Origin of the sequence: Sphingobium sp. YBL2 (genome assembly GCF_000943805.1) — a bacterium.
In the GTDB taxonomy this organism is placed as follows: Bacteria; Pseudomonadota; Alphaproteobacteria; order Sphingomonadales; family Sphingomonadaceae; genus Sphingobium; species Sphingobium fuliginis.
In genome coordinates this window covers 298,762-322,226 of sequence record NZ_CP010957.1, presented here as the reverse complement: position 1 = coordinate 322,226, position 23,465 = coordinate 298,762, and the positions used below count along the sequence as shown (strand labels likewise).

General features: G+C 62.6%; 22 protein-coding genes. 10 read left to right on the top strand and 12 right to left on the bottom strand.

Annotated features, from left to right (window positions below; all coding sequences use genetic code 11):
* Positions 1-38 precede the first annotated feature (38 nt).
* From TZ53_RS25035 to TZ53_RS25025, 3 genes are read left to right on the top strand one after another with little or no spacing between them, the layout of a single operon-like run.
* Positions 39-1,271 carry a site-specific integrase gene (locus TZ53_RS25035; protein WP_044663250.1) on the top strand — a complete coding sequence of 411 codons (1,233 nt, stop codon included), beginning with the start codon at positions 39-41 and terminating at the stop codon, positions 1,269-1,271.
* The gene (locus TZ53_RS25030; RefSeq protein WP_044663249.1) at positions 1,268-2,623 is read left to right on the top strand and encodes a tyrosine-type recombinase/integrase; all 1,356 of its coding nucleotides are present in this window, start codon (positions 1,268-1,270) and stop codon (positions 2,621-2,623) included. The genes TZ53_RS25035 and TZ53_RS25030 overlap by 4 nt, the downstream gene beginning before the upstream one ends.
* Positions 2,620-3,624 (top strand): tyrosine-type recombinase/integrase, encoded by a 1,005-nt coding sequence (locus tag TZ53_RS25025; RefSeq protein ID WP_044663248.1) that lies wholly within the window; start codon positions 2,620-2,622, stop codon positions 3,622-3,624. Before TZ53_RS25030 ends, TZ53_RS25025 begins: the two co-directional genes overlap by 4 nt.
* A gap of 44 nt (positions 3,625-3,668) precedes the next feature.
* Here the strand turns inward: TZ53_RS25025 and TZ53_RS25020 are convergent, their stop codons facing one another.
* From TZ53_RS25020 to TZ53_RS25010, 3 genes are all read right to left on the bottom strand, one after another.
* A complete protein-coding gene (locus TZ53_RS25020) occupies positions 3,669-5,864 on the bottom strand; it encodes a strawberry notch-like NTP hydrolase domain-containing protein (RefSeq protein ID WP_084694456.1) in 2,196 nt (731 codons plus the stop codon).
* Between the two features lie 467 nt (positions 5,865-6,331).
* The gene (locus TZ53_RS25015; protein ID WP_084694466.1) at positions 6,332-7,855 is read right to left on the bottom strand and encodes a Do family serine endopeptidase; all 1,524 of its coding nucleotides are present in this window, start codon (positions 7,853-7,855) and stop codon (positions 6,332-6,334) included.
* Between the two features lie 495 nt (positions 7,856-8,350).
* Positions 8,351-9,193 carry a DUF7146 domain-containing protein gene (locus tag TZ53_RS25010; protein WP_044663562.1) on the bottom strand — a complete coding sequence of 281 codons (843 nt, stop codon included), beginning with the start codon at positions 9,191-9,193 and terminating at the stop codon, positions 8,351-8,353.
* A 366-nt stretch (positions 9,194-9,559) separates the two neighbouring features.
* Here TZ53_RS25010 and TZ53_RS27050 point away from each other — a divergent pair, with 366 nt between their 5' ends.
* On the top strand, positions 9,560-10,174 hold the full coding sequence (locus TZ53_RS27050) for a hypothetical protein (RefSeq protein ID WP_157009893.1): 615 nt from the start codon (positions 9,560-9,562) through the stop codon (positions 10,172-10,174).
* Between the two features lie 4 nt (positions 10,175-10,178).
* On the opposite strand, the gene TZ53_RS25000 is transcribed toward TZ53_RS27050, so the two are convergent.
* The 3 genes from TZ53_RS25000 to TZ53_RS24990 all read right to left on the bottom strand — a co-directional run bounded on the left by TZ53_RS25000 (position 10,179) and on the right by TZ53_RS24990 (position 12,621).
* On the bottom strand, positions 10,179-10,469 hold the full coding sequence (locus TZ53_RS25000; protein WP_044663560.1) for an HU family DNA-binding protein: 291 nt from the start codon (positions 10,467-10,469) through the stop codon (positions 10,179-10,181).
* Between the two features lie 769 nt (positions 10,470-11,238).
* A complete protein-coding gene (locus tag TZ53_RS24995; protein ID WP_044663559.1) occupies positions 11,239-11,451 on the bottom strand; it encodes a hypothetical protein in 213 nt (70 codons plus the stop codon).
* Between the two features lie 702 nt (positions 11,452-12,153).
* Positions 12,154-12,621, bottom strand: a complete 468-nt coding sequence (locus TZ53_RS24990) for a hypothetical protein (protein WP_172668357.1) — start codon at positions 12,619-12,621, stop codon at positions 12,154-12,156.
* A 462-nt stretch (positions 12,622-13,083) separates the two neighbouring features.
* On the opposite strand from TZ53_RS24990, the gene TZ53_RS24980 reads away from it, so the two are divergent.
* Entirely contained in the window at positions 13,084-13,404 is a 321-nt protein-coding gene (locus TZ53_RS24980) for a DMT family transporter (protein ID WP_044663556.1), read from the top strand.
* A gap of 180 nt (positions 13,405-13,584) precedes the next feature.
* Here the strand turns inward: TZ53_RS24980 and TZ53_RS24975 are convergent, their stop codons facing one another.
* Positions 13,585-14,277 carry a TorF family putative porin gene (locus tag TZ53_RS24975; RefSeq protein ID WP_044663555.1) on the bottom strand — a complete coding sequence of 231 codons (693 nt, stop codon included), beginning with the start codon at positions 14,275-14,277 and terminating at the stop codon, positions 13,585-13,587.
* A gap of 253 nt (positions 14,278-14,530) precedes the next feature.
* Here TZ53_RS24975 and TZ53_RS24970 point away from each other — a divergent pair, with 253 nt between their 5' ends.
* The 3 genes from TZ53_RS24970 (at position 14,531) to TZ53_RS24960 (ending at position 16,674) form a co-directional block, all read left to right on the top strand.
* A complete protein-coding gene (locus tag TZ53_RS24970) occupies positions 14,531-15,175 on the top strand; it encodes an outer membrane protein (RefSeq protein WP_044663554.1) in 645 nt (214 codons plus the stop codon).
* 178 nt (positions 15,176-15,353) lie between these two features.
* Positions 15,354-15,545 carry a hypothetical protein gene (locus TZ53_RS24965; protein WP_044663553.1) on the top strand — a complete coding sequence of 64 codons (192 nt, stop codon included), beginning with the start codon at positions 15,354-15,356 and terminating at the stop codon, positions 15,543-15,545.
* A gap of 424 nt (positions 15,546-15,969) precedes the next feature.
* The gene (locus tag TZ53_RS24960) at positions 15,970-16,674 is read left to right on the top strand and encodes a hypothetical protein (RefSeq protein ID WP_044663552.1); all 705 of its coding nucleotides are present in this window, start codon (positions 15,970-15,972) and stop codon (positions 16,672-16,674) included.
* Between the two features lie 193 nt (positions 16,675-16,867).
* Here the strand turns inward: TZ53_RS24960 and TZ53_RS24955 are convergent, their stop codons facing one another.
* A complete protein-coding gene (locus tag TZ53_RS24955) occupies positions 16,868-17,440 on the bottom strand; it encodes an EF-hand domain-containing protein (RefSeq protein WP_052628308.1) in 573 nt (190 codons plus the stop codon).
* 271 nt (positions 17,441-17,711) lie between these two features.
* Between TZ53_RS24955 and TZ53_RS27320 the strand changes: the two genes are divergently transcribed.
* Positions 17,712-18,404 (top strand): hypothetical protein, encoded by a 693-nt coding sequence (locus TZ53_RS27320; RefSeq protein ID WP_172668356.1) that lies wholly within the window; start codon positions 17,712-17,714, stop codon positions 18,402-18,404.
* Positions 18,329-19,981, top strand: coding sequence for an FMN-binding glutamate synthase family protein (locus TZ53_RS24950; protein ID WP_255308828.1), 1,653 nt, complete (start codon positions 18,329-18,331; stop codon positions 19,979-19,981). Before TZ53_RS27320 ends, TZ53_RS24950 begins: the two co-directional genes overlap by 76 nt.
* Before the next feature lie 30 nt (positions 19,982-20,011).
* On the opposite strand, the gene TZ53_RS24945 is transcribed toward TZ53_RS24950, so the two are convergent.
* The 4 genes from TZ53_RS24945 to TZ53_RS24930 form a co-directional block, all read right to left on the bottom strand.
* Complete coding sequence (locus TZ53_RS24945) at positions 20,012-20,206, bottom strand: hypothetical protein (RefSeq protein WP_044663551.1); 195 nt, start codon at positions 20,204-20,206, stop codon at positions 20,012-20,014.
* Positions 20,207-20,627: 421 nt separating this feature from the next.
* Positions 20,628-21,989 (bottom strand): sensor histidine kinase, encoded by a 1,362-nt coding sequence (locus TZ53_RS24940; protein WP_044663550.1) that lies wholly within the window; start codon positions 21,987-21,989, stop codon positions 20,628-20,630.
* Entirely contained in the window at positions 21,986-22,705 is a 720-nt protein-coding gene (locus TZ53_RS24935; protein ID WP_044663549.1) for a response regulator, read from the bottom strand. The genes TZ53_RS24940 and TZ53_RS24935 overlap by 4 nt, the downstream gene beginning before the upstream one ends.
* Before the next feature lie 75 nt (positions 22,706-22,780).
* Complete coding sequence (locus tag TZ53_RS24930; protein ID WP_044663548.1) at positions 22,781-23,125, bottom strand: RcnB family protein; 345 nt, start codon at positions 23,123-23,125, stop codon at positions 22,781-22,783.
* Between the last annotated feature and the right edge of the window lie 340 nt (positions 23,126-23,465).

Below are 23,465 nucleotides of genomic sequence, written 5' to 3'. Positions count from 1 at the left end.
GAACCTCGGTGGTCTCTGGACCAGCTGAGGATAAAAGCATGTTGAAATTGCACGACGAGTTGATCGCCGAACTCTCGAATTTGCTCACGACGCAGAATTACAACCCGGTGGTCGTAGCGAACCATCGCCTCTACGCCCGCGCGTTTCTCGATTATCTGGCCGAGTGCGACATGCAGGTGGAAGCTGTGACGTCGGCGCAGGTCGATCAATATTTTGTCTATGCAGTCCAGGATTTCGAAGCCCGGTACGGTCGGCCTCCCTGTGTGCGCTGGCAGATGTTGCCCCGCACGTCGATCAACAAGCTGCTCCGGCTTGCTCAAGGCAAATGGCCGCCCGAGCCGGAGATAATCGAACCGGAAACTGTGTACCGGCAGGCGATCTGCTGCGAATACGAGGCATGGCTGCGCGACGAACGCGGTCTGGCAAGCGCTACCATCGCGGCGCTTATGTGGGAGGCACGGAACTTCCTGCGATGGCAGTTCGAACGGAGCGGTGCTGCCAGCCTCGACACGTTGAGCATCGTGGAAGTCGATCTCTACATGGACATGCGCGCGCCTGGATTAAGGCGCAAATCGTTGGCCGATGTCGCTGAGCGGCTCCGGTCGGCGGTGCGCTATCTGCATCGGACGAGGCGCATCCCGACTGATCTCACGCCGCACATCATCGGCCCCATGCTCTACGCCTATGAAGACGTGCCCTCGACGTTGGACAAGAGCCAAATCGCCGCGGTGTTGGCGACGACGAAGAAGGACGGATCGCCGCGAGGAATGCGCGATTTTGCGGTCCTTCAACTGCTTGCCACATATGGGTTGCGTGAAGGGGAGGTTTGCCGCCTTCGGCTTGAGGACGTGAACTGGCGCGGAGAATCCCTGCGTATCCGTCACACCAAGACCAATGCGTACTCCTACATGCCGCTATTGGCGCCGGTTGGTGAAGCGCTGCTCGACTATCTGCGTCATGGGCGCCCTCAGGTCGAGGGGCGAGAAATCTTTATCCGATCCTGCGCGCCCTACATCGCAATGACAAACCTGTACGGCATGATCCGCGGGCGGTTAGCAGCCGCAGGCGTCGAGCCGCCGGGAAAGCGAGGGGCACATGTCTTCCGCCACGCGCGCGCGGTCGAAATGCTGCGGGCGTCGGTGCCGCAAAAGATCATCGGCGACGTGCTCGGGCATCGATCCACCGAATCCACCAATGCCTATCTCAAGCTGGCGACAGATGATCTCCGAGCCGTGGCGCTCGATGTACCTGGCCTGGAGGTGCTGTCATGAGCGCCTGGCACGATCCCGATTGCACCGTTGTTGACACCTTCCTGGAAAAATCGCAGTTCCGGCCGGGAAGCAGGCCCACTTATCGCTGGTTCCTTCGCAGCTTCGAGAACGTAGCCCGACGTCATCCGGCGGTTGACCGGCAGATGCTCGACGTCTGGCTGAAGGAAATGGAAAAATGTTGGCGAATGCCGACGCTGCTCAATCAGGTCTGCATTGTCGATCGCTTCCTCGACCACCTCGTCGAAATCGGGCTGATCGCCGAGAATCCCGTTGCCGTGCTTCGCCACCGGTACAACGTCAAACAAAGCAAGCCGATCTGGCGGGCGTTGGCTTCCCCCAATCCCGACGAAGCCCTGGCCGCGTTACGACGCCCTGCTCCCTTCGGCAGCGTGCTGGGGGACTTCATGCGTGAGCACGTCGCATTGATGCGCAGCCGGGGCTATCAGTATGAGACGCAGGCTCACTGGCTATTGCGGTTCGATCGGTTCCTCCAGGCGAACCCCGAACTTGCCGGGGCATCGCTTGAGACAATGCTGGCGCGCTGGGCAACTGCCAAGCCGACCCGCAATCACGCGGCTGAATGTCAGAAGCTGGGGCGCATCCTGACCAAGGCGCGGTATCGCCTTGATCCCAGCATCCCGCCAAAACGCTTCAACGCCCGGCCGGAGCGGGAAGTGGCGCGCGAGCATCGACGGCCGCATATCTTCAGTCCGGCAGACGTCCGGCGGTTGCTCGATGTTGCCCGCTCATATCCGTCGCCGGATGCTCCGCTGCGGCCTATGGTCCTCTACACGATGGTGGTTCTGGCCTATTGTGCCGGACTGCGCCGTAGTGAACTCGCCGGGCTTGATCTGGGTGACGTGGACCTTCAATCAGACACGATCACGATCCGGGCAACGAAGTTCTACAAGACCAGGATCTTGCCGCTAACCGGCAGCGTCATGGCCGAATTACGGGCCTATATCGATGCAAGGCGGCGCGCTGGCGCCCCGCAGGATCCGCGGTCCGGGCTCTTCTGGCACGAGCACTTCAATGATCACTATACCCCGGTGACGGTCTCAACGATGATCACCAACGTCATGCGCCGAGCCGGGTTCAAGCCCCCGACGGGGAGGGCGGGGCCGCGCGTTCATGACCTGCGCCACTCGATGGTCGTGAACCGAATCCTCCAATGGTATCGATCCGGCATCAATCCGCAGGACAAACTGCGCTTCCTCTCGACCTATATGGGCCACCGGGACATCAACTCCACGCTGGTCTACATCACCGTCACGCAGGACCTGCTGCAGGAAGCAAGCGAGCGGTTCCGTACCGTCGGCGCCCGATGCCTCACGATGGAGGCGCGGTCATGACGAAGGGCAATCCGTTCCCCGCGTTGTTGCGGGCGTTCTTCCAGGAATGGTTGGCCGAGCAACGCAGTGCTTCGGTTCATACGATCCGGTCTTACCGCGACACCTGGCGGTTGTTGCTTCGGTTTATCGCGGAGCGAAAGGGCGCCGGGGTTGCGCGGATCATGCTGGCCGACGTCTCGGCCAGCGAGGTGCGCGCGTTCCTCCATCATACCGAGCATGAGCGCAGGGGCACGATCGGTACACGCAACTGCCGGCTTGCCGCGATCCGCAGCTTCTTCAGCTTCGTGGCGGACAAAGATCCCGAATACATCGCGCAATGCGCCGAGGTCCTGACTGTCCCGCTCAAGCGGGAGCCCACCGCTGCACCCTGCTATCTCGAGCCGGAGGAGGTCGAAGCGATCCTCGCGCAGCCCGACCGGTCGACAATCGAGGGGATGCGCGACCATGTGCTGCTCTCGTTCCTGTACAACAGCGGCGCGCGCATCCAGGAAGCTCTCGACCTGTGTTCCAACGCGGTCCGGTTCGATGCGCCGCACTACGCTCGCCTCTATGGCAAGGGGCGCAAGGAACGGATCTGTCCACTCTGGCCGGAAACCGTGACGTTGCTCAGGAAGTTGTTGGAACGTCACCCGCGCGCCCCAGATCAGCGGATCTTCGTCAATCGATATGGTGAACCGCTGGGCGCCTCGGGAGTGCGGTTCAAACTCGCCGCCTATGTAGAAAAGGCGTCCAAAACCGTGCCGACGCTGCGGTCAAAACATGTGACACCGCACAGCTTCCGGCACGCGACCGCCGTTCACCTTGTCGCTGCCGGGGTAGACATCACCGTCATACGCAGTTGGCTGGGACACGTCAGCCTCGACACGACCAACCACTACGCACAGGCCAATCTGGAGACCAAACGAAAGGCCTTGGAGCTGGTGGGTGCGCCGTCGGCGAGCAACGTTCCACCTTCGTGGAAGCGAGATGCCAGTCTGATGGAGTGGCTCGACACCCTGTGAAATAATGCGAAGGACGTGGTGGTCAGTCTCCCGACATTGCGCGCCTACGCCGCGTTCCTTCGCATTATCGCCACCTCGCGATAAGCGATCTTATGCGCAGCTGCGCATAAGATCGCCCAGGCATCCGCATAGGCATCGTAGATGGCGATCTGATCTCTCGTAAGTTCGTGGCGCAGTATGTCATAGGCGACCCCGGCAAAGCTGAGCGCGCGCGCCGTGTAGAGGCCAAGAGCCTTCAGATCGCGGGCGACCAGTTCCATTGCGGCGATGCCGCCTTTGCGGATGCCCGAGATGAACTGTTCGCGATTGCTGAATGCCGTTTCCGGTCCCCAGAGCCCCAGCCGCACAGCATAAGCAAGATTATTGACGTCCGATGCACCAGTAGCCGAAGCGTACAGCACCCGTGCGCCTGGCAACTGGTTCTGGAGCAGCACGCCGCAGACGCCCTGCTGGGAGCCTTCCTTCTTGCCCATGGCGCCCTCGCCGCCGGCAACGCCGCCCATTTCATGGGCCTCGTCGAAGCCGATCACGCCTTCGAAATCCCCACCGGCCCACTCGACGAGTTGCTGAAGGCGGCTATGATCGCCGCGGGCAGAGCGTAACGTCGGATAAGTGACGAACAACACGCCCTGTTCGAGTGGGATCGCCTGATCGATCTTCCAGTTCGCCAGAGGCTGGACGTCAGCGGGGAGCCCGCCGAGCGCGGTCCAATCGCGGCGCGCGTCTTCCAGCAGCGCCTCATTCTTGGAAATCCAGATGTTCCGGCGGCGGCCCCGCAGCCAGTTGTCGAGTATGCAGGCCGCAATCTGCCGCCCCTTCCCCGCTCCGGTGCCGTCGCCCAGAAAATAGCCCTTGCGATAGGCATGGCCGTCCTCGGCCTCGTCAAGATCGACGCCTTCCTTGGCCGGCCTGAAACGGCCTGGCAGGAACTGCTCCCAGGCGTGGCCAGCATAGACCACCGTTTCGAGCTGCGCGGCCGATAGCATCCGCTCGGCAACCGTTCTCTCGGGCAGATGGGGTATGTAGGCGGGAATGGGCGCCGCGATCGAGCCCATGGCGACAGATTCCACCAGTGCGGTCGGGTGCTCGCCAGCGGCATCGAGGACAATGCGGCTGGGACGATAGGGGAGATAGACGCCCACCTGATCGAGCAGTGCGGCCGGCGTGTCGAGCGGCGTGTAGTCGACCGGTAGCACGTTGTTACGAACAGGCCTGTGATCGGGCCGAGGCTGTGCGCGGCTGCTCTTGACGGCCCGGAACAGCGAAGGACTGGTCGAGCGCTTTGGAGCGGGCGCCGGAACCTCGTCAACCGCGCCTCGCTTGTGGATCGTGAGGACCTCGATCAGGTCCCGGACGGATGCGCGCTGGATCGTCGCGGGAATGGCTCTTCCTGGAACCTTGTCGATAACGAACAGCCGAACCGCAATGGCAGTACCGTGCTTGAGATAGCATTTCTCAAGACGCACCGAAGTGCGGACACTGACATCGCGCAGGGTCGTCTCGAAAAGATCCCGCATCCTGGCATTGGGGCCGAACCAGTCGGGCATGATGGCAACCAGCCGCCCGCCGGGCTGCAGCCTCCCAAGCGCCGCCTGCAGGTGACGGACAGCCGCGTGGGCGTCAGCGCCGCGTCCCACTGACCGGGAAAAGGGCGGGTTCATGAGGATTAGGCTGGGACGCGGTGCATGCGCGAGGGTGGAATTGATCGTTGCGCCGTCATGACCGGTCACGAGAGCGTCCGGGAAGACATGGGCAAGCCGGGCGCGACGGGCAGGCGCATATTCGTTGAGCTGCAACGCGGTGAAATCGCGGCAATGCGCAACGAGCAGGCCATTGCCCGCGCTCGGCTCCAGAATGATATCGTCCCTTTGGACATTGGCCAGGAGCGTGACAATCGCAGCGAGATCCACAGGGGTCGAAAATTGCTGCCATTCGATCTGCTCTTCGCTGCGGACAGTCTGGGTTGGCAGTCGGTCAAGCAAATCGCAGGCCTTGTGCACGTCAGCGAGCGAGCAGAGCGGATAGGGGCCAAACTGGAGATGGTGAGCAAGCGCATGTTCGAGCATTTCAAAACTGTCGCGCTGGGTCCAGAGGCCCTCGGCATCCGTGCCGCCAAAGCCTTCCACCATGGCCTCGTTCAGATGAGCCCGGGTGATCGGGCGGGCGGCGCGCAAGCGGTCAATGAGAAGCGTGGCCACGCGACGTTCGGCCGCGCTCACCGTTTCAAAGAGATCGGACATGGTGGGGTCTCCAGGCTGGCTGCCCCATTGGCAGCATCACCTCCTCCATCCCCCCTCCCCTTCCAGTCCGGCGCCAGGCCGCTCCCGCAAGGCATGAGCCGCCTGGCGGGATACTTCCCCCGAGCGTCCAATCCTGCTGTGCGATCCCTGGAGAAAAGCCGATGCCTGCCCCGCGTCGGACGGGGGCGCTGACGCTCAGGTCGAGCGCATGACGTCGGAGGTCCAACCACCCCCGAGCCCAATCGGCGTCGCGTATTGACGAGTCCGGATCGCGCGAAATCGTGGCGGCTCAGGCCAGCTGTGCGTTGCTGTCCGAAGACATGCAGGATGGCTTTGTGAAGCGCGGATTGAAGGTCTTGCGCACCAGGGCTGCCAGCTCTTGCGCATCGGGCGATATATGGCGCCCCCCCCTGCCGGTCGGAGATAGGCGCCTTATGGTACCCAAAGCTCGGCTTTAACCCTGCTCCCTAGCGCAGCCGGACTGGCACATAGCCTGGCGGCTGGCCCCGGCGCTGAACACGCAGCAGAAGAGCGCCACGCGAGGCCCGCCTCGCCTCCTGGATCCGGCTTTCCAGGTCTCCAGCCGACAGGACAGGGTGATTGTTCACCGAGAGCACGATGTCGCCGCGCCGCAGCCCCTTGGCTGCCGCGTCGGAAGTCGAGTCGACGCTGGCAATCACAAGACCCCGGGTCTTTTCGCTCGTTCCCAGTTGCCGCGCGATCCGCGGGGTCAGCGGCAGGATCGACATGCCCAGCGCCCCGCGCACCGCAGAGTCGGCATGATCCTGCGATGGATTGCCAGATCTATCCCTGCGCCCAGGCTCGAAGCTTTGGCCGCCAAGCTCCGTATCCGTTGGCCGCAGGTCCAGCGTGACATGGACCGTCATGCGCTTGCCATCGCGGATCAGCGCCATGGCTACGCGTTTTCCAGGATCCTCGTTTGCAATGAGGTAGGACAAGGACTGCTCCGCCCTGACCTCCTTGCCTTCGACAGCAACAATGACGTCGCCTGGCCGGACGCCTGCTTCGTCAGCGGCGCTGCCCGGCTCCACCGCCTGTACGAAGGCGCCTCTGCGACGTGAAATGCCCAGCGCGTCGGCGAGGTCGTCCGCCACGGGCTGTATGCGCACGCCCAGATAGCCGCGGTCGATCGATTGACCGCTCTTGAGCTTTTCGACGATGGGCGCAGCGATTTCAGCCGGAATGGCGAAGCCGATACCCACGCTCCCGCCATTAGGGGAGTAGATGGCGTTGTTGATGCCGATGACCTGGCCGTGCATGTCGAACATCGGCCCACCCGAATTGCCGCGGTTGATCGCGGCATCGGTCTGGATATAGCGATCATAGGCGGTCCCCTTGCCCGTATGGCGGTAGACTGCCGATATGATTCCCGATATCACCGTACCGCCAAGGCCGAACGGGTTGCCAATGGCGATGATCCTGTCGCCCACGCGCGCAGCGCGGGAATCGCCGAACTTGACGAACGGCAGCGGCGCGCGCGCGTTGATCTTGAGAACGGCAAGATCCGAAGCGGCATCTTGGCCGACAAGCTTTGCGGGATATTCCGCCCCGTCCGGCATTGTGACGGTGATGGATTTAATCTCGGCGTCTCCGCCGCCAGGCGAAATCACATGGTTGTTGGTCACCACATAGCCATCGGCCGATATGATGAAGCCCGAGCCGAGCGACTGTGCCTCGCGCGTTCTTGGGCCAAGGCCGCGGCCACCGAACAGGTCTTCGAAAGGTGTTCCGGCAAAGGGGTTGATGACCGGCGTCCGGACGCGCTGGCGGGTCGAGATGTTGACCACCGCGGGCGCGAGCCGTTCGGTCAGATCTGCAAAACCGGTGGCCGCCTGCGCGCTGCCGCCCTCAGGCGCCTGCGGGGCCGTTTCCTTCCGCGCGACCTCAGCCTGTGACGCAGATCCCCCAGCGAGGAATATGGTGCTTGTTCCCAATAATGTAGCGGCTGCCAGAGTATAGATATGTCGCACGCGTTCCACCTTCCTTTCTTCAAATGGCCCATCTCCAACCCGTGCGCTGGGGTGATGGCCATAGACCAGGAGGCAGCTGACGCATTATGCTTGCCTCGCGGGCCAGTAACGGCGCGACGAGCCCATGGAGGCTCTCGGTCAGACGCCAGTTAATGAGGACGGGCGACCGCTGCTTCGCAGGCAATTCCATTGCCTCCGAAGCAGAGCCGACGCTGACGCCGGATCGACTTCGACACCGGACTTGAGAGTTCGGCCTGTTGCGCGACTGTGCGAGGCGCCGTGAGGACAAGAAGACATGAATCAACCGGGTCGGGCGCCCTCCATCCTCGCATGATCGCTCGATATTATTGCGACAGGCTGAACGCAGCATGACTGTTACGTCGCCAGATCGAATCTGGCGCCATGCGATTTCGCCCCTAAGCATCCGATCCTGCTGCGCGATGCTCTAGGAGAAACCGACCCATGCCCCGCATCGAGCGAGGGGGGTCGCGGGACTCAGGTCGAGCGCATGGCTTCGAGCACTCCGGCCCAGTCCTTGCGACCGGTAGGCATCATGCGGGTGATGACAAGCCCGGGTCGTGCATAGCGCACAGCAGCACGATCTGCGGCACGTCGCCCGGCCTCGTCGTCATCCATCGCCAGGATGAGGGTCGAAGGTGCTTCCGGGAGCAGAAGCTGGTCCGCTCGCCGTGCGCCAAGGCTCGCCCAGCACGGAATTTTCTGAAGAATCGTAAAGGCCAGGGCCGTCTCGAACCCTTCGGCAAGCGCCAGCACAGACGATACCGGACGATCCCCTGTCCAGGCGCCGCGCCCGGGGCGGCCGAGCATGACTTTCAAGCGGTAGTGACCGGTGCTGGGATCGAGCAGGATGCGCTGAACTGCGGTCAGCCGCCGTCCCTCGCGGACTGCCAGCAACAATGCCGGGTGATGGCTCGTCCAGGGTCTGGGCCGATAGGGGCAATGAGGGTGAAAACGCGCATCTCCCACAGGCACATCCAGCCCCCTTCTGGCCAGATAGCGCTCGGCCAGAGTCCCGGCGATCGGGCCAGCCTCTGACCACAGGCGATCGGCAGCGCCCGGTACGGCGGCTGGCGCATCCCGATAGAAGAATCTCTGGCCGGTTGGTATCCGGCGCAGCTCGCGCAGCACATCCTCCCGGGAACAGCCGGCAAAGCAGGTGACCAGGATACCATGGTCGCCCTGGCGGATGGACAGGCTGGGACGGCGATCGTCGTGGGCAGGGCATCGGCACATGGCACAGCGGCCGTGCCATACGCCTCCCAATGCACCCACAAGATCAATAGTCTCCTGGGAGGGTCTTTTCATCGTCAGCGCCATGCCCTGTCTCCTTCGCCCCCCTTTCCCCACTCTCTCCTTTGCTCACATGATGCCCCCGAGCATTTCAGCCATTGATCCGGAATCCGTGGCATGCCGCATCGCGCCGCAGGAACCGAAAGCGAATGACGGCAATCTGTAACAATCGTTGAGCAAAGAAAATGGATTCCTATTGTATCTCCATCGTGACCTATGCGAATGTTTCCACATGCATGATTATCATTTGCATTAGTGGGCTTCGAAGGTTAATCCGCCGCGGATGCTGTCGACTGTTGAGTAATTTGGTCGAACATTCCAACAGGGCTAGTCCCAAGAAAATTAGTTGAGGAAGATCGAATAATAATATTGCATTCTCAACGGAGAACAGACTTGGCAATATCCGGCAAACATAAAAAGGAAGAAAAATTAATTGTTAAGCCGGTTTCCGGCGACGATTTACATGCTCTCGAGGAGAATTTTAGAGCTCTGGAAGAATCCATAGCGAGAATCCGCGGGATCCTTTCTCGTTCCAATTCAAACGATTCGACAAATTCGACGCCGCCTCGCAACGGCAAGACCAGGCGCGCGGATGAGGCAGATGACGTAACGCTTACAGAGGATCAAGCCGATGTCCATGGCGCGCTCGCCGCTTTGGGCAGGACGGCCAAAGCGAAAGATCGTGAGGATATGATCCGGCAGAAGCTTGTCGATTGCTTCGCGCTGGACGGCTGGGTCGCGGCGGGCGTTCTGCTTTGCCTGCTACGCCAGTCAGGAGAATATGTCACCCATAGGCAATTGGCGGACGCTGCCGGGACCATCTCCCCGAGCGCTGCTGTGATCAGGGTCTATGTCTGCAAATTGAGACAACAGCTGGCAGCAGGCGGCATCGAGGACGGGGCCATAGAAACGGGACGCCGCAGCTATCGGCTGGTGCGCAGCGCCGCTTTCCGGATCATCAATACGCTCAACGGGCGGGAAAAGAATCCATCACTTCCTGAGCCCTGAAGGTTCAGTCGGCAGGCTTCGCCTGCAGCCGTGCCAGCATCTGCCTGCCTGGCTTGAAATGAAGCGCCTTTTTGGCGGCGACGGGTACATCCTGGCCCGTTCGGGGGTTGCGACCCATGCGAGCCTCGCGGGAGCGCGTGCTGAAAACGCCAAATCCTCGCAGCTCAACCCTGCCACCCTTGGAAAGATGGTCCGAAATGTCCTGGAAAAACAGCGAGACGATCCGTTCCACATCCTCTGCAGGAAGATCGGAATATTGTTGCTGCATTTCATGGACCAGCTCAGATCTAATCATTGGGATTTCTCGTCTGCCTCCGCACACCAAACAAGTCCGATTGCCTTTCCGACCGAACCAACAGCGGGCAACGATCACGCGTAGCAGCAAAACCGGGATAATGCGCCTCTATATCCAGTCAGTAAAAAATAGAAGATCGAAATATTCGCAGGCATTCACATCACGGCGGGCTCTCCTCATGGTTTGCCCTGCAGCAATCGGACATGCGCATAGAAGCGCCCCGGGAGCTGTAACGGCAATTGCGTTGAATATTCTCCCGTCCGTGCATGCACCTGCCACCTTGCTCCGCGGGGAGAAGGAAGTCACGCTTTCTCATCCTATTGCAGCCATTCTTTTCGGAGTTGGCGCACCGTTGCTGTCGTGATGCGCGCCCTTCGTCAGGAGCGAGCCAACAGATAGCGCACGATGCCGGACGGACTCTCCGCAGCGATCAGCGGCACGGAAGCAAGGCGCATTCGCGATCCCACCCGGTTCCCCGTGAAATTCGAGGAAAATTGCCCCGTTGGAGCAGGGTCACAACGGGGCCGAGGTTCAGGGCCGCCCGGTAGGAGGGGGGGGGGAGGTAACCAGGCAGCTCGCGCTTTATTGCCCTGGAAAGATGAACCATCCATGACCGGTCCTCGAGGAACCGCGCAAGCCTGCAAAGCAATCGCATCTCGCGATATCCTCGATGGTGACTCGCGAAATGGGGGATGGAGGGCAGCATCGCAGACGAAGGCGATCGAGGTCTGAACCGGCCCATCCCTCCGCCCGACCTATTGCGTCCCCGTCATACGGCATTGCTCGTCTTTCCGGCAGGACGGCGCAGCCGATCACAATAAAGCTTGCGGATGTGGAGCCAGCGCCGCCTTTCGAAAGAGCTGATGGGCGCCCGCCTTACGCGCATATTGATATAGTCGCGCGCCGCATCCGAAAGGCCAAACCGGGCGAGCACATCATCCAGACGCAGTTTCGCATCATTCTGCCATCCGACATAGGCCATTGAAAACCACCCAAAACGGGTCAGATATCTATGTGCCATCATTCGCCCTCGCATTGTGGCTCTCCCCTCCGGGAAAGCGCAGACCTGGTGATTCCCCCCGCCATCCTCATCTCACCATCCTCGCCATGGCGCCTCATCCTGCGGAACTGGATGACGCGCTCTTCCGAGCCGGTCGCGGCCGTCAGATGGTCGTCTTCATAGGCCACCGGCTTTCAGGCCTCTCACGATGGGAGATATTTTCTCTGCGAGGCTTCTTCCCGTCGCGTGCAGCGGCAAGCAACCAAGGCGCGTGCGCGACGCCATCTCCCTGCGCAGCAAAGCTGGTCGGCGGAAGACATGATAGTCTTATAACTGGTTTCTTCCCGAATCACTTTATTGTTTTTGCGTCCTCCTATCAATGCTGCATTTATGCATATAATTGTTTGGACATCATGCTGCCGAATCTATAAAATGATCCTCCTCAGCAGCGTCGACCACGCTGAGCGCCTGAAGCCGGCCTCGGGTCGCACCGCCGCGTCAGGGATCCCGGCGCCATCCGCTACCAGCGTCTCCTAAGTATGGCGCCGGGATTTTGGGGCAAAATCGTCTTGTGGGCTGAAAAGAACGAAATTGTTCCAGCCCGACGGATTGAACTCCGTTAAGACGAAACTCGGTCGCTGACGCCCCCAGCGATGAGGGGCCTGCTGATCCGAAGCGTTTCCCCTATTCCCGACCAGTCATGGACGGGGTGGGTGGCGGCACAGATGCGGTCGCGAACAGCGCATCACCCAGCCTGACGGCTGCGTAGAACAACATCCATGCGCCGGCGGCGGCAAGGATGATGATGAAAAGCCTTTGCGAACGCGAGAATCTGCCATCCTTGCCAACGCCTCGGACGCCAAAAGGGACTACCATGGATACGGCCGCCCCAGCGGCGACATCGGCCTTGCGGGTCATCGCGATTTGGGCAAACTCCAAAGGATCCTGAAACTCGCAGCGAATACCTCGGCGATGCGATCGCCTGATGCGGCACGGCCGCAGGCCAAGCCCCGGCAGATCGATCATCCATTGCTCGCCTTCATCGAGATCGGCCGGACTGAGCATCCGGCAACCTGCTATGGTCAAATCCTTGATCACGACATCGATATGTTGGCAATCCGACCTTGCTGGCCGGTATAACGCAGCGCGCATGGACGCCCCCCCCCATTGGCCCTGTTCATGTCGCGCTCGACGCGCGCCGGCACGGATGCCCTGGCATTCGCCTGATCCTGCAGCAAAGGGAGCGGTCCATGTCCATCGATTATTTCCAGAGAATCGCTATTCATGGATTCTGTAGGATTGGTCCATATATCGTAAAGCATAGAAAGCGACCATCGTGCATTGACACTCCTCCCATTCTTTTCGAGTACCTCGGGCCCAGGGGTGTTCGCTACTGCGAACTTTACCAGGCTTAGACGCCGTGCCGGCGACCGAGGGGGCGGCTCGCTGCGGTCCGTAAGTCGCCGAGGAGAGATCAGCTCGCATTCTCGATTGCCGCGATCCAGCATTGAACGATCGGCGCAAGCGGCTTATCTGAGCGGCGCGGCGACCACGTTCCCGTACCCCGTTGGGTGTCAAGTCCGGGACGGCCCGGCCCTCACAGTGGAGAGCCGTATGGCGTGGGTCGCTTTGATCGTTGCAGGCCTGTTGGAGGTCGTCTGGGCTTTCTTCATGAAGCAGTCTGCCGGGTTCACACGCATCGTCCCGTCGGCGATTACCGTGGTCACAATGCTGGCCAGTTTCGCGCTCCTCTCCTTTTCCATGAAGACACTGCCGCTTGGCACTGCTTACACGATATGGACCGGTATTGGCGCCGTCGGCGCCTTCGTGATCGGGATATGGTTGCTGGGAGAAGGGGCGAGCGCGCTGCGTATCGGTGCTGCGATCCTCATCATCAGCGGCCTCATCCTCATGAAGCTGGCGCCACAAGGATGACGGGCTGCTGCCTCGCTGGACGAGCGGGGCTGATCCCGCCTTCTGGAACAAGCGATGGCGCGCTATGACCTGCCGCGCCGGCATATGAAGCTCAGGCTTGCGAGGCGAGCACCTGCCGCCTGACAAGAGGATCAGTGGACCATCGGACGGCCGCCCGCTCTCCCGCTCATTGCTAGGCCGCTACAAACTCAGCCCTACGCGCCCGACCATGCTGGCGCCGGCGTCGCGGCGGCTCGGCCCATCAATGCTGCTGTTGACGTAGCGCAGTCCCGCCGACCAGCAGCCCTTCAGATAGTCGACGCCGACGCCATGGTCCCAATAGGTGCCATCGGGCCGCAGCCGCGCCGCCTTGGCGGGGTTGCGCACGTCACCCGACGATCGCCCGACCCAGGCCGACATGGTCAAGGGGGTGCCCGGCACGCCGACAAATGCCGATGCCGAGAGATGAAGATTGTCGCCGCCGATGGAGGTTTGGCGCGGAGCATAACTGCCCATCAGGTCGACGCTGATCGGTCCCATCAAGAAACCGGCGCCCGCGCCGATTTCGCCATAGCCCTGCCCGGAAGCTCCGACGAACAGGTGATAGCGCGCGTCGGCGGTCAGTCGCCACGCCCCGATCTGCCGCACATAGCTTGGCCCGACATCGACCACAGCGGCTGCGCCGGCGTGACGATCGCTGCCCCACAGCGCAACAGCCGCGCCGTCAAGGCTCAGTCCCTCGTAAACGGGGACCGACAAGCGGCCACGCACTACCGGATCGCCATCGCTCCAGCTCAAGCCCTGGCACCGCTCGTCGCTCGCCACCCCGATGCTTGCCGTCAGGTCATCGGCATATTGGGCGCGGGCCGGCCCGGCACTGAATAAAACAGCCATCGCTCCTGCCAGGAAGCGGCGCAGCTTGATGGGAGGCAAGGTTCTAAAGAGCATCAAGCTCGGCAATAACGGCGTGCGGTCCTGCCGCGCAACAGCTATCAGACCGCCCCTGAACGACATCTCACCCTGTTGCAGAAAGAGGACAGCGTTTAGCAAAATTGCGACGGCAGGTTGACCACCGCCCTTTCCTTCGATTATCCGCGCCTCGGGTCGCAACCGAAACGATAATCAACGCGAACCACTCAGGGGAAACATGAAGACACTCTCGATTACGCTTCTGGCGATTGTCGCCGGAGCCACCTCCGCTCACGCCGAAACCTTCTCCGGCCCGTTCATCGGCGCCCAGATCAGCCGTGACGCCTATGAAGTGAAAGCCGAAGGCACCGACCTCGGCTTCGCTACCCTCGACCTTGACGGCCTGAGCGGCAATGGCGTGGGCGGCGGTCTCTATGTCGGCTACGACTATGCTCTCTCGAACACTGTCTTCTTCGGTGTCGAGGCCAATGCGAACTTCTCGGGCGCGAGCATCTCGGCGCAGCTCGACGATGGCGTCGACAGCGTGAGCGGCAAGATCAAGGCTCGCGAATCCTTCGGCCTGAGTGCGCGCCTGGGCGCAATGATTGCCGAGAACACCGCCGTCTACGCGCGGGGCGGCTGGCAGTCGACCAAGTTCAAGGCACAGGCATTTGACGGCGTGGACAGCTACAGCAGCAAGACGATGCAGGACGCCCTCGTTTACGGCGCGGGTCTGGAAACCCGCATTGCGGCCCAGACTTCGGTTCGCATCGAATATCTGATCGAGGATTATGGCAGCGCAGGCCTCAACAAGGATCTCGGCGCCAACGGCATCCGCGTTGACAACAACAAGCTCTCGCTGGGTATTTCCTGGCGCTATTAAGCTTGGGTCAGCCATAGGAAAGGGGCCTCTGTCGAGGCCCCTTTTTCCATCAAGGTTGTTCGAGGGATCCTCAACTGACTCCGCCTTTCACAGTCGGCGGAGTCCCTTGTCGTGACAAGGTCGACATATTGCATGAGCCGGCGCGGGCATCCGAACCGATCTGCAGGGAGCGTAGTCTTTGCGCAAATCGCCCGATCGCCCCATCTGGCCGCTCCTGTCGGCTGTCACCCTCGCGGCCGCCATCATTTCCTATATCCGTTCAACCGGCGCCGCGCCGGTCGGAATGGAAGTCGCACTGTTTGCGGTCCGCTGGCTCGGGATCGCTGCCTTCGCGCTGCTCGGCAGACTTTTGTTCCGGTCGCGATGCTGATCGCCTCCCTGCCGGACCTCCCTTGGGCTGCCATGCTCGGCCGGATCGAAATCCTCCCGCACCTATCGCAAGGTCTCGAGCAACATCGCCCATGACCTGCGCATACCGCTCAGGCGCATCAGGCAGGAAATGGACGGCGTGCTCTCGCCATGCGCCGGGTGAGACGGCCGCAGGGATGCTCGAGCGAACAATCGGGGACATGGACGCGCCTTGGCGAGAATTAGTCCGACGGACCTGCGTCAGACGGAACGATGGCCACCCGACTTCATCTTTGTCATTCGCGGCGCGGCAGCACAGACCGCCCGGCAGGCATTGCATCTGATCCTTTTGCGATGCGGCGTTGCCTGCTCCTGGATGAACCAGCGGGATAGACGCGTGGGCGTCCCACGGCATAAGGTGCGCCAAGCCCCTCCGGAGCGTCGCCATGCGCAGTATCGATTTTTCATCCTGGCAGAATCTCGTCCTCACGCTCTTCGGGCTCATTTTCGTGACTTTAATCGGCGTCGGGATCCGGATGCTGACCATGATGACGATCCAGCAGCGGCGCGAGCGCATGAACCGCCAGATCAACGAAAGGCTGCGTACGCTGATTGCCGCGTACAAGGCTCTTGGCGGATCGTTCACCGGCACCCTCACGGTCGACCCTGCCCATCTGCGCGACCTGCGCCTTCGCGCCTCGGAAACTGACGCCGATACGCGCAGGCAGGACGAGGCAGGTTCAGCAAGCCTCGATCCGCCGGATCGTCCGCGACGCATCCGGGACATCGTCGAGGCTGCGCTCGCCGACATCCTGTTACTAGGGACCGAAGAGCAGGTTCGCCTTGCTGGACACGCAGCGCGCGAACTGGTCGCCGGACGCCCGGTCCCTACTCATGATCTGGTGATCTCGCTGCGCAATTTCATCCGTGAAGCGCTTGATCTCGACCCTGTTCCCGCCGATCTGGCCATCCCCGCGCAAGGACCGGCGCGTCCCGCCGCGAGCGGCGGCAAGAACGGCAGAAATACGCAAGGCGGCGGACGGCAGGGCGGAGGAGGAGGAATGGGCGGAATGGGCATGGGCGGCCTTGGCGCCGGCGTCGGGTTCGGCGCCGCCCACGCCGGCACGCCCGATGACAGCGGCCGGGCCTGATCGCGCGCCCGCCAGCGCCACTTCAATCATCTTCAGTCCGGATGCCAAAGCGCCGAGAGGGATCCGCCATGCGCTCGACAGCTCCTCGCCTGGGCGGGCCTGGCAGGAGGGTAGCGGCTCCCGGCGCGAGCGAACGCGTCCGGAAGCCTGAGGTCGCGCGACCGGGGTCGGTTCGCCCCGTCCCGCCCGGCGATCAGCCTGCCGGCGTTTCCGCCGGAGCGCCCTGCCGCTTGGCACGCCATTGATCGCGCATGGCCTTGCGTGCCGCCTGCCTTTCCTCCTTGGTGACCTGCCCGTCCTTGTTGGCGTCCAGTCGGTCGAAGCGGGCGAGCGCGGCGGCCGTGAACTCGGCCTGGGTGACGGCGCCGTCCTTGTCGGCATCGGCCATGTGGCCCAACATCATGCCGCCATGGCCGCCTCGGCCCCGGCCGCCCCAGCGATGGTGCCTGCCGCCTTCACCTGCATCCGCCGCGCTCGCGCCATCCTGGCGCTGGCGCCGCGCACTGAACTCCTCGCGCGAGATCTGGCCGCTTTTGTCGGTATCGAGGCGGTCGAACTGCGCGGCAAGTCTCGCCGCCCGGTCGGCCTGGTCGATCTTGCCGTCCTTGTTCACGTCCATGCGCGTGAACATAGCGACGCTGCGCGTCTCCACCTCCGTCCGCTTCGTCACCCCGTCGCCTTTGCCCTGCTCGGCATAGGCAGAGCCTGCAAACGCCATGGCCGAGAGCGACATCCCCAGCAGAACATTGCGGGTCAGCTTTTTCATCACAACAACTCCTGTCCAATTTCCAGACCGGAAACCCCGCGGCTTCCTGTGGTTGGTTCTGCAGGCGTCGTGTCGCGCGAATATCCTCTGAAGGCAGCTATAGTGTCGCGCTTTGTATCAGGATGCACGGCGCGCCATGTGCAAAATCCTACGGCCGGGCATACCGCCCGAAGATGCAGCGAAGGCCCGTTTCTCATCAGCGGGGCCGCTGTTCGATGATCGCGAGCGGGCCGCGTTGCGCTGGGCTGAAAACTCCATCCCGCGTCGCGTAATGACGATGCCCGAAGACCACTTCCAGGCCGTTCCGGCAGACTTCGCCAGAAGGAGGTCGTTAACTGCCTATCGCAATCTGCCTGATGGACATGTTCAACCGTATGGCGAGCCGTACCGCAATCGCCCGAAACCGCATGACATCCGGCTCTATGAGGCACGGCTACCGGATCTATCCGTCCACATTGCTCACCTGCGACGGATCGCGGCCCAATCGCCATCCGGCCATGCTGAACTTTTTTCCCCGCAGGCCGGACAACGGCGCTTTGCCTGCACGCAGCACCGCACTATCAACCGAGGAATGCTGTCAGGAGCAACATGGACACCCAGAACGCCGGGCGCGCACCTCGTCGACACGAGCCTCGACAGGCGCGAACCGGGCCCGGTCATCAGGCTTGGGCGCTACGGTTCGTTCACCTGCTGTGCGCAGGCGCGAGTGCATGGGGAACGCGGTTTCCAGCGGTTTCGACAAAGCCGCCCCGAGCCTGCCAGGCAGAGGCAGACGCTGCTTTCATATCGCGCCGGCGCCGCCCGTAAGGCATTGGATCTGACCCAGGCAGCCGCCAGAAAAATCGCCGTCCAGGCCAAGGACCATCGCAAGCTTCCGGGAGAATCTCTTTGCTCAAACCGCGTCTCAGCCGCTTCACAGCATGGATCCTCGTCGTCGCCCTCTTCCTGGCGGGTCTTGCGCTAGAGCCGCAGTCGCCTGGTCAGTGGATGCTCCTCGTCATCCCCGGGCTGCTCAGCCTCCTTGGTCTGTGGGATATGTTCCAGACCCGCCATGCGGTGCTGCGCAACTATCCCGTGATCGGCCATGTCCGTTGGATCGTAGAACTGGTCCGTCCGGAAATCCGGCAGTATCTGCTCGAGGAAGAAGACAAGCCGGTGCCCTTCTCCCGGGCTCAGCGTTCGCTCGTCTATCGCCGCGCCAAGGGCGTCTCGTCCGATCATCCCTTCGGCACCCTCCTTGATCCCTATGCGCGCGACTATGAGTTCATCCAGCATTCGATGCTGCCGGCCGTGCCGGCCGATCCCCGGACCTTGCGTATCACGATCGGAAACGACCAGTGCGCCCAGCCCTATTCGGCCAGCATCTTCAACATCTCGGCGATGAGCTTCGGATCGCTGTCGGCCAACGCCATTCGCGCACTGAACAAAGGCGCCGCGCTCGGCGGCTTCTATCATGATACAGGCGAAGGCAGCATCAGCCCTTATCACCGCGAGTTCGGCGGCGACATTGTCTGGGAGATCGCCAGCGGCTATTTCGGTTGCCGGACCGCCGACGGGCGTTTTGATCCCGACCGGTTCGCCGCCCAGGCAGCCGACCCCCAGATCAAGATGATCGAGATCAAGCTCAGCCAGGGCGCCAAGCCGGGCCATGGCGGCATCCTGCCGGCCAAGAAGGTCACCCCGGAAATCGCGCAGACGCGCGGAATTCCTCCTGAGCAGGACTGCATATCGCCATCCCGGCATTCCGCCTTTTCGACGCCGCGCGAGATGATGGCCTTCATCGACCAGCTGCGGCGGCTGTCCGGCGGCAAGCCTGTGGGCTTCAAGCTGTGCATCGGGCTGCCCTGGGAATTCATGGCGATCGTCAAGGCCATGCTGGAGACCGGGACGGTTCCTGATTTCATCGTCGTCGACGGCGGCGAAGGCGGCACGGGCGCGGCGCCGGTCGAGTTCAGCGACCATATCGGTCTACCGATGCGCGAGGGCCTGCTTTTCGTGCACAATGTGCTCGAGGGGGCTGGTCTTCGCGAGCGGATCAAGATCGGCGTTGCGGGCCGACTGATCAGCGCCTTCGACCTCGCCGCCGTCTTGGCCATTGGCGCTGACTGGGCCAATTCGGCGCGGGGCTTCATGTTTGCGCTTGGATGTATCCAGTCGATGAACTGCCACACGAACCGTTGCCCCACCGGCGTTGCCACACAGGATCCGGCGCGCCAGCGCGGCCTCGTCGTCCCCGACAAGGCGGAGCGTGTCCGCCGTTTTCACGCCAGGACCGTACATGCCCTTGCCGACATGCTTGCCGCGGCAGGTCTTGGCCATCCGGACGATCTGCGCCCGCATCATGTGGCGCACCGGATCAGTTCGACCAGGGTACGGCACTTCGACCAGGCCCACACCTATCTCAAACCCGGCGAACTCCTCGGCGGGGCGTGCCCGCACCACTTCTATCGGGAAAACTGGGCCCGCGCGCAGAGCGCCAGCTTCGAGCCGCTGATCCGTCCCATAGCCTGGGAAACCCCGACCGTGACCATGCCGGGCTGACGGCCTTTCCTTGCAGCACAGCCGCATGATCTAGACGTCGGGTTCGGGCTCGACATCAGGCGCGATATCCCTGTTCGAGACGGCGTCGCCGAGCGGATCGTCGCCCGGTTGGGTTGACCAATGGGCGTCGCCGCGTTCCGGGGCCTTGTCATCAAATTCCCGTAATTTTTCAGCGACCACGCAAAGCGCGTCACCGGGAGATCTGGCGCAAATGGGCGGCTCCATTACGGATCGCCCCGCTTGTGCCATTCGGCGAGAGCCGGATAGCTCGCCCTGATATTACAGGAGGCGTGTCATCGCGCCGAGTGCCGTCCCGGCGCAGGATGGAGATCTGTCGCCTACGGCCGCGCGATCGACCAACCCGCTCAAAGGGCCTTGGCGTCGGGCAGATTGATACGTCCACGACCGACTCCTGGCATGTAGTTGGTCATGCATAGGATTTGCGGCGAAAACGGCAAGGTGCCCCATGGCCGTCCTGGGCTGCTTCGCGCAACCCGCTTGCCCGGCACTGGTGAAATGTCGGTTTCATCCAGTTGCCACGCCAGGATCGGCCGCGCGTCCACCAGTCCGCGGTCGAGCGGTCTTGCCGTTCTCACGTCGGTCTACGACAGGCTCGCAGCGTTTCGCCAGAGGCGTGCATATATGTTCAATAAGGCCCAGGCGTGCGGCTCTTCCCAAGCCCGGGAAGCATTATGCATGCCCTCAGTCCCTCACCGGTATCTTCCAGGACAAGCATTCCGCCATGGCTCTCGGCGATCGCCTTCGTGATTGCGAGGCCAAGGCCGCTGCCACCCGTTTCCCGGTTGCGCGACTCCTCCATCCGGTAGAATGGGCGCATCACGCGCTCGATCTGGCCGGCGGGAATGCCTGGCCCCCTGTCCGTCACCTCGATGCGCAGCATGTCGCCGGCGGCCGCGACCGTCACCGTTGCGCTGCCGCCATATTTGATCGCATTATCGATCAGATTCTGCACGGCGCGCTTCAACTGGCTGGGCTGCACTGGGAGGACATGACGCACGGCCGGGCTCCATGCGACATTTTCGCCAAGATCCTGATATTCTTCGACCGCCGTCTCGATAAGGGCGGTGACGTCAGCAGGCCGCAGGGGCTCGCGCTGCCGTCCCGACGTCGCGAGCGACAATATGTCTTCAAGCGTCGCCGTAATTTCCCCGATCTTGGAGATCGCCGCCTCGCGCTCGTCGGCCGGCTCCATGTTTTCGAGCCGGATACGCAGCGAGGCCAGGGGTGTGCGCAGGTCGTGGCCGATGGCGCCGAGCATCCCGTCCTTCTCGTCAAGCAACGCCATGAGCCGCTGGTTCATGTCGTTGAAGGCCGCAATGGCTTCGCGCAGATCGTCCGGGCCGCTCGGCTCGACCCTGAGGGGCGCCGTCCGGCCCCGAAACTGGCGCGCGGCCATGGCAAGGTTGTGCAGGGGCCGCGCCAGACGGCGCGCAACGGCAATGGTGACGCCCAGTACCACGAGGTAGAGAAGCAGCGTCGCGGCTGCCAGGCGCGTGACGAGGCCAGGATCGCGTCGCGGCGCGGGAAGTGTGCCCGCGAGCCATTGGCCATCGGGGAGCCTCGCCGCCAGCGACACGGCATAGCGCGCCGGCCCGTCAGCGCGCCTTCGCTGCGAGGGCTGCGGATGCGCGGCGCTTGCGCGGACCTCTTGCGCGTTCGCGCCGAGATTGCGCAAATCCTCGGCAAGTCTCGCCTCGACCGCATTGCTCCGGTCGCCTTCGGCGATGCCGCTGTCGGCGCGCAGCGCGAAGCGCGCGCCGCGGTGAGACAGGTCTGCCGCAAGCGCCTTGCGGAAAATATCCTCGGCGGCGGACATGTCGGCGAACGCGCCGGCAAAGCGCGTGATCGCCGGTCCGTCATTCTGCGCCAGGGCAAGCTTTTCGCGCTCGTTGAGGATGAGACCGAAATTCGCGAGCTGCGCGACCGCCAGCGCAGCTCCGAGAAGGAAGGCCATCCGCCCGACAAGGCTGCGCGGCAGCAGCCTCATATCCGGCGCACCTCAGCCGCCAGCGTATAGCCACCGCCACGCACCGTCTTGATCAGCCTGGGATCGGCGGCATCTGCCTCGATCTTGCGGCGAAGACGGCTGATATGATTGTCGATGCTGCGCTCGAACGCGGCCAGCTCGCGGCCCTGCGTCAGGTCAAGCAGTTGATCGCGGGTCAGCACGCGGCGGGGATGCGTCACGAACACAAGGAGCAGGTTATACTCGCCTGTGGACAGCGCGACAGAAACGCCTTCGGCATCGACAAGCTCGCGCTCACCGGTCCTGAGAACCCATTGGCCAAATGCATAGCCGGAAGCATCGGGCGCGTGGACCAGGGCTGCCTGCTCGCTCGTCCGACGCAGCACAGCCTTGATCCGGGCGAGCAGTTCGCGGGGATTGAAGGGTTTTGACACATAATCGTCCGCGCCGATCTCCAGACCTACGATACGATCGACGTCTTCGGTCTTGGCCGTGACCAGGATGAGCGGGATGTTCGACGTCGAGCGGATGAAGGAGGCGAGGGAAAGGCCGTCCTCGCCGGGCATCATGATGTCGAGCAGGATCAGGTCGATCGCATGGACCGCCAGAATGTCCCGGGCTTGCGCCGCATTCGCCGCGGTCGTCGTTCTGAGGCCGTTCTTGCCGAGGTAGGATGCCAGCGGATCGCGAATGTCACGCTCGTCATCGACAACGAGGATGTGGGGATTGCTACTCATGTCAGCGCCTTCCATCGCAGAAGAAGCCCCCGGGGCGAAAGACCCCGGGAGCAAATTCGTTGGATCAAGGGTCTTTTAGTGGAAGGCGCCCGCCAGGACAGAGGCGATGATCCCACTGGTGATCCCGATCAGGACCGCGTCGTTGCCGGACTGCACCCAGCGATAGCCGCGGGGCGCTTCGCGCAGATGATACTGACGATAGTTTGTGACCACCCGATAATTGCGGGCCTGGCGATAATCGAACCGTTCGCCCTTTTTCCAGTGCGCGCGGTACTGGGCCGGACGGATCGCGCGGTGATTCTGGACCACGCGGTGATTCTGGATGACGCGGCCATGGCCGCCATTGTGCTGGAAAGGTGCAGCCATGGCTGGGGTGGCGGCGATCGAGGCGGCCAGGGCGGCGATGATGAACTTCTTCATGAGGAACTTCTCCGTATCACGCCGTCTGCGGCGTTGATTGGAAGATGCAGCCTGTGTGTCGCATGGATTTGCCCGGTTCGATGCTATTATGTCCCGGTTTGTATCAGCCGGCCGGGACGCCATTTGGATCCAGACGCGTAAGCCCCTGGAACCGCTGCCTCGGCGCCGGACGCGGCGGTGAGCGAACGCGCGGCTTTCGTGCAGCTGCGCAAAGGCGTACAGGCTCTCCGGCGCAGTGCTCTACCCGATCGGCCCGATATGCTTCGCATGCCTGCCCGGCATCGGCTCGGATCGCGGATCGCACCTTGAGCGATAGAGCGTCCCTGGCCACAGGCTGTTC